Origin of the sequence: Bradyrhizobium sacchari (assembly GCF_002068095.1) — a bacterium.
In the GTDB taxonomy this organism is placed as follows: domain Bacteria; phylum Pseudomonadota; class Alphaproteobacteria; order Rhizobiales; family Xanthobacteraceae; genus Bradyrhizobium; species Bradyrhizobium sacchari.
Genome location: NZ_LWIG01000052.1, coordinates 9,227 through 15,169, shown reverse-complemented (window position 1 = coordinate 15,169; position 5,943 = coordinate 9,227). Strand labels below are relative to the sequence as shown.

Annotated in this window: 5 protein-coding genes and 1 pseudogene; 3 read left to right on the top strand and 3 right to left on the bottom strand. The window is 65.7% G+C overall.

What is annotated here, in order from left to right; translation table 11 throughout:
* The 3 genes and pseudogenes from A5906_RS45475 to A5906_RS43335 all read left to right on the top strand — a co-directional run.
* Positions 1 to 574 (top strand): annotated as a pseudogene (locus tag A5906_RS45475) (hypothetical protein); the annotation flags it as partial.
* A gap of 93 nt (positions 575 to 667) precedes the next feature.
* Positions 668 to 2,203, top strand: coding sequence for a hypothetical protein (locus tag A5906_RS32145; RefSeq protein ID WP_080139166.1), 1,536 nt, complete (start codon positions 668 to 670; stop codon positions 2,201 to 2,203).
* A 29-nt stretch (positions 2,204 to 2,232) separates the two neighbouring features.
* Positions 2,233 to 2,397, top strand: a complete 165-nt coding sequence (locus A5906_RS43335; RefSeq protein WP_167523723.1) for a hypothetical protein — start codon at positions 2,233 to 2,235, stop codon at positions 2,395 to 2,397.
* An 80-nt stretch (positions 2,398 to 2,477) separates the two neighbouring features.
* Here the strand turns inward: A5906_RS43335 and A5906_RS32140 are convergent, their stop codons facing one another.
* From A5906_RS32140 to putA, 3 genes are all read right to left on the bottom strand, one after another.
* Positions 2,478 to 3,125 (bottom strand): glutathione S-transferase family protein, encoded by a 648-nt coding sequence (locus tag A5906_RS32140; protein WP_080139165.1) that lies wholly within the window; start codon positions 3,123 to 3,125, stop codon positions 2,478 to 2,480.
* Positions 3,126 to 3,276: 151 nt separating this feature from the next.
* Positions 3,277 to 4,482: a CaiB/BaiF CoA transferase family protein gene (locus A5906_RS32135; RefSeq protein ID WP_080139164.1), complete on the bottom strand. Its 1,206-nt coding sequence runs from the start codon at positions 4,480 to 4,482 to the stop codon at positions 3,277 to 3,279.
* Positions 4,483 to 4,598: 116 nt separating this feature from the next.
* Positions 4,599 to 5,943: bifunctional proline dehydrogenase/L-glutamate gamma-semialdehyde dehydrogenase PutA (gene putA / locus A5906_RS45470; protein WP_245327027.1), on the bottom strand; the 1,345-nt coding region annotated here is incomplete at its 5' end.

Here is a 5,943-nt window from a genome sequence, read left to right as displayed (position 1 = left end):
GATGCATTTCGCCGCCCCGCCCGCCGCCCCGGTGCAGGTCGCCGACACCAGCGCGCTGGATGCGTCCGTCGCCCGGATCGATGCCGACCTCGTCGCGCTCAAGGCGAATGTCGAGCACACCAACAAGACTGGCCTCAGCCAGTTCAACCGCGCCAACGATCGCCTCGACAAGCTCGAGAAGGCGCAGGCCGAGCCGATGGCGAAGCTGGCAAAACTGTCCGAGACCGTCGACAAGCTTCGCGCTACGCCGCCCGCCGCCCCCGCGCAGGCCGCTGCGGCACCTGCCAAGGAGACCACCGGCTCGATCGCGCCGACGACTCAGGTTGCGACCGCTGCTGCCGCTCCGGCTCCCGTACCCGCCGCGCCCAAGACCGAGGTCGGCCGCCTGCCGACGCTCGAAGGCTGGCGCCTGCGCGATGTCGCCAATGGCGGCGCGCTGATCGAAGGCCGCGACGGCCTCTACGAGGTCTATGCCGGCGATCCCATCCCCGGCGTCGGCCGCGTCGATGCCATCCGCCGCCAGGACGGCCGCTGGGTGGTCGTCACCAGCAAGGGCCTGATCGTCGCGCGCTGAGCGTTCGATATTCGACTTTCGAAGAGGCGCTTCACCACCATGTGAAGCGCCTTTTTGCTTGAATAGGTGTCCCTGCGCGGTGTTACTGGTGGCATGAGCCGCGCCTTGCGAATTCTCCTTGCTGTCGTCGTGTTCTTCGGCGGCGTCATGTCGCTATGGGCCGCGGAGACTACGCAGCTGACGCGCGGCACCGCGATCACCGATCCCGATGTCTTGCGCAAGCTGGACGAGCACGATGTGCTGACGATCTCGCGCCTGCTTTGGCCGGAGCGGAACGCCAACTTTCCGCTGACCAACGATCTGCTGTTCTCCTGGCTGCCGCAGCTCAAACAAATTCCCGCCGCCATCGACGCCGAGATCGATCGTTATGTCGCGCAGCAGAAGACGGCCTGGCCGACCGAGACTATCGGCGTCGGCGAAGGTTTTGACGTGCAGCTGTTCGATCGGGCCAATCTGAAATCCCGCGACACGCGCTTCGTGCTGGCCGGCATCGTCAACCGCATGGACCGCGCCTATGTGTCGGAGGAGTCCTGCGGCGAGATCCGCTTGATCTATCGGCTGGCGCGTTTCGAGGCCAAGCCCGACGGGAGCAAGACCGCTACGCGCCTGCCGATGACGTTCAATCTGGTGCTGAAGGCGCGCGACCCGCGCCAAGCCGATGGCATCGGCAAGCCAGTCAGCTGCGCTGAGGTCGCGCGGCGCTGGCTCGACAATGGCGACTGGCAGGGGCTGATCGGAAGCGGCTTCTATCCTTACGAGACGATGCTCGATCGCATCGAGACCAACATCCAGATCTCGATCGCGCCGAAATCGGCGCTGCACGATTTCCGCTCGGACTATCTGCTCAAGGTGTTCAAGTACAACGCGACCACGAAGACGTTCGAGGAATCGACGCTGGAGAACCAGATCGACCGCGACCGGATTGTTGCGGACGACGCCCTTCGGAGCGATTTCAGGGCGTGGCTGCTCGCGCCCGAAAATCTTCGTGAGTTCGATCGCGGCACTGTCCTGATCCCCGAGAAATTCCTCGCCAAAGCCGCGGTCGTGCCGACGCCGGCGGGCCTCGATGCCTCAGTGATGCAGCCGGAGTTCGGCCTGATGCAGGGGGAGGGCAGAAGTGATCCTGTCTTCACCGACAACGACGTGGTCGGCGCGCTGAAGCAGGCCGCCGCGCAGGGTGAGCTGCAGAACATCCGCTCGGTCGCGGGCTTCCAGCGGCGTCTCAACGACGTCACATGCGCCGGCTGCCACCAGACCCGCGGCATCGGCGGCTTCCATTTCCCGGGCGTCGACTGGCTCGCGGACAAGCCGTCCAATTCCACCATCGTGCCGGCCTCGCCGCATTTCATCGGCGACCAGGTCCGCCGCCGCGACATCCTGGCCGCGTTCGCCGCAGGCAAACGCCCTGATTTCTCACGCGGATTTGCCAGCCGGCCGCAGACCCGCGGCAGCGCCGAACTCGTCGGCACCGAATATCAGGACGGCTGGGGCGCGCATTGTTCCCTGCAAAATGCGGGATCGGGAACGCGGGATGAGAGTTTTACGTCATGGAGCTGTGCTACAGGCTTGACCTGTCAGGCTGCCGCGGCCTCGCGCCGCATCGGCATGTGCTTCATCAAGACGCGTTAGGTTCGACCCCCAACAGGTTCGGATGATCCATGACGGACACGAGCGAGGCCAATAAGGAGCGCAATCGCGAGATCGCGCGCAACGAGGAAACCAAGCAGATCACCGGCAGCGTCCGCGTCAGCTCCTGGGCGGTCGCGGCGGCCTTCATCATCGGCGGGATCCTGTTCACGCTCGGCTGGCTGTCGCTGAGGTAAGATCTCTCTCGTCTGAATCTCGGAACGAGCCGCAGGTTCGCCTCGCCTCGCTTGCGGGGAGAGGGAAAGTGCGACGCAGCTCACTTCGCGTAGTTCGTCATCCGCCTTCCCGGCAGCAGCTCATAAGCCGGCTTCCAGCCGGGCAGTGCGGCCATGCGGCCGAGCCAGGCGTGAATGGCGGGATGGCTCTGCGCGAAATCGAAGCCGTGCTCGTCGCTTGGATAGTGCAGATAGGCCATCATCGAGATGTCGGCGACCGTCGGCTTGGTTCCGATCGCGAAGGCGTTGTGCTGGAGATGTCCGTCGAGAATGCCGAGGAAATCGTCGAGCCGCCGGCGGAAATGCTTCAGCACCTGCGGGTCGTTCTTCTCGGTGAAGGCGCGCATGAAGCGATAGGTCGCCATGTAGCCGGTGAGCTTGTGGTTGTCCCAGAACAGCCAGCGCAGCAGCTCGAACTTCTCCTCCTCGGTGTCGGCGCCGAAGCGGCCGTATTGCTCGGCGAGCCTCAAGAGGAGCGGCGCAGTCTGCGTCATCTTCACGCCGTCCACTTCGAGCACGGGAATCTCGCCCATCTCGTTGACGGCCTTGCGCCATTCCGGTGTGCGCGTGACGCCGCCGCCGAAATCGGTCCACACCGGCTCGAACCTCGCGCCGCAAAGCGTCAGCATCAGCGCCAGCTTGTAGCTGTTGCCGGATTCGGGGAAGTAGTGCAGGCGGTAACTGGGCATGGGACCTCGCGGAGATGGTGTTTGCCGTTTGTTATAGCGAGATGGTCCTTCGTCGTCATTGCGAGCGCAGCGAAGCAATCCAGCAATGCATCCGCGGTGGGATACTGGATTGCTTCGCCGCGCTCGCAATGACGGGGTTAGGGCGATGCGCCTACCCCACTGCCCCCTTCGACCGCAGCTGCTTGATCGCCGCCTCGTCGTATCCCGCCTCGCGCAAAATCTCGTCACTGTGCTCGCCCACAGCGGGCGGCTTGCGCGGCTGGACCTTCTTTGCGCCGTCGATCCAGATCGGGCTGGAGATGGTGAGCATGGTGTCGTTCTCGAACGGCACCAGTACCTCGTTGTCGAGCATCTGCTTGTCGTTGGGGATGTCGTCGAGAATGCCGACGATGCCGAACACCAGGCCATTGCCGTCGAGGAGCTTGCGCCATTCGGCGAGGTCCTTGGTGGCAAACGTCTCGTCAAATATCCTGATCAGCTCGACAGAGCGGGCGTGGCGGTCCGCCTTGGTCGCGAAACGCGGATCGGTGATGAGGTCTTCGCGTCCGAGGCACTTGGCCAGCGTCGGAAACTGCTTCTCCTCGCTCAGCAGCGACAGGATCAGCCAGCGGCCGTCCTTGCACTGATAGTGGTTGGCGACCGCGTTGAGCGCGCGCTCACGGGGCCGTCGCGCGGCGAATTTGGCGCCGCTCAGCTTTGCCTGCGCCAGCACGCTCGCCGCCCATATCCCGTTCGCCATCAGATTGGAGGCGACATGCGAGCCCTTGCCGGTCTTTTCGCGCTGATATAGCGCCGTGACGATGGCGCTGTACAGCGCCATGGCGCAGGGATGGTCGCCCATGCCGGCGACCGAGCGGGCAGGCGTCGTATCGAGATCGGCGCGGACTAGGTCCATCAGGCCGGAGCGCGCCCAATAGGCGTTGCTGTCGAAGCCGGGCTTGTTGGCTTCCTCGCCCTTCTCGCCATAGCCGGTGAAGGAGGCGTAGATCAGCCGGTCGTTGAGATGGGCGAGATGGTCGTAGGTGATGCCGAGCTTGACGCGCACCGGCGGCAGCATGTTGGTGATGAAGACGTCGGCCTCCTCCACCAGCTTGTAGAGCACGGCCTGTGCCTCGGGCTTGGCGAGGTCGAGCGCGATGCTCTTCTTGTTGCGGGCCTCCAGCAGCCAGGCGTAATTGTGCTCGCTGCTCGGATAGCCCGGAATGTTGGGCAGGTTGCGGTAGGGGTCCCCGGTGCCGGGCGGCTCGATCTTGATGACGTCGGCGCCGAAATCCGACAGCACGGTCGCGGCCGCGGGCGCTGCGATGAAGCTCGCGCAGTCCAGAACCTTCAGCCCCGCAAAAATGCCCTTCTCCATCGCGGCGTTGCTCCCTCACTCTTGTCGTTTCCCGCGCGCTGGAATTGGCGCGAGGCCCATCGGGGCAGCATTAGACCGATGTTTTGCCGGGATGCAACGGCGCCGGGCGCAGGGCCTCACTCCTCCCCCGCAAGCAGGGCAGCGTTGCCGCCGGCGGCCGCGGTGTTGATGGTCACCGTCTGCTCGGTCGCAAACCGTGCGAGGTAGTGGGGGCCGCCGGCCTTTGGGCCGGTTCCGGACAGGCCGTTGCCGCCGAATGGCTGCACGCCGACCACGGCGCCGATCATGTTGCGGTTGACGTAGATGTTGCCGACCTGGACGCGGTCGATGATGCCTTCGATCGTGTCGTCGATACGGGAATGGACGCCGAGCGTGAGGCCGTAGCCGGTGCGCTCGATCGCCTGCAGCACACGCTCGAGGTTCTCGGCGCGATAGCGAACCACATGCAGGATCGGGCCGAACACCTCCTCGGTGAGCTGGCCGGCGTCCCTGAGCTCGAAGATATGCGGGGCGACGAAGCAGCCTTCAGGCGCTGAGCCCGCGAAGTGCAGCCGTGCCTCGCTCTTCATCCGCGTGATATGCGCATCGAGGCGCTGCTTGGCCTCGGCGTCGATCACCGGCCCGATATGAGTTGCGACCTCAAGCGGATCGCCGATTCTGAGCTCCCGCGCCGCGCCCGCGATCATCTCGATCATGCGGTCGGCAACGTCCTCCTGCACGAACAAAAGCCGCAGCGCGGAGCAGCGCTGACCGGCTGAACGGAACGCGGAGGTCACGACGTCGTCGGCGACCTGCTCAGGCAGCGCGGTCGCATCCGCAATCATGGCATTGATGCCGCCAGTCTCCGCGATCAGCGGCACGATCGGCCCATCCTTGGCAGCCAGCGTCCGGTTGATGCTGCGCGCGACCTCGGTCGAGCCGGTGAAGACGACGCCGGCGATATCCTGGTGCGCGGTCAGCACCGCGCCAATGCGGCCGTCGCCGGTGACGAGATGCAGCGCGCTCCTGGGGATGCCGGCCTCGTGCAGCAGGACGACCGCCTCGCGCGCGATGCGCGGCGTCTGCTCGGCCGGTTTTGCCACGACGCTGTTGCCGGCCATCAGCGCCGCCGTGACCTGGCCGAGGAAGATCGCCAGCGGAAAATTCCAGGGCGAGATCGCGACGAAGACGCCGCGGCCGCGCAGGCCAAGCGCGTTGCTTTCGCCGGTCGGGCCCGGCATGGCGGCATCGGCGCCGAACAGCTTGCGGCCCTGCGCGGCGTAATAGCGGCAGAAATCGGCGGCCTCGCGCAGCTCCGACAGCGCATCGTCGAGCGTCTTGCCGCCCTCGCGCTGGAGCAATGCGATGAAGTGCGCGGCCCGGCTCTCCAGCAGATGCGCGGCCTGCTCCAGCGCCGCCGCACGTGTGCCCGCAGGGGTCCGGCTCCAGGCGGCAAAACCGGCGCGTGCGACGGCGACCGCC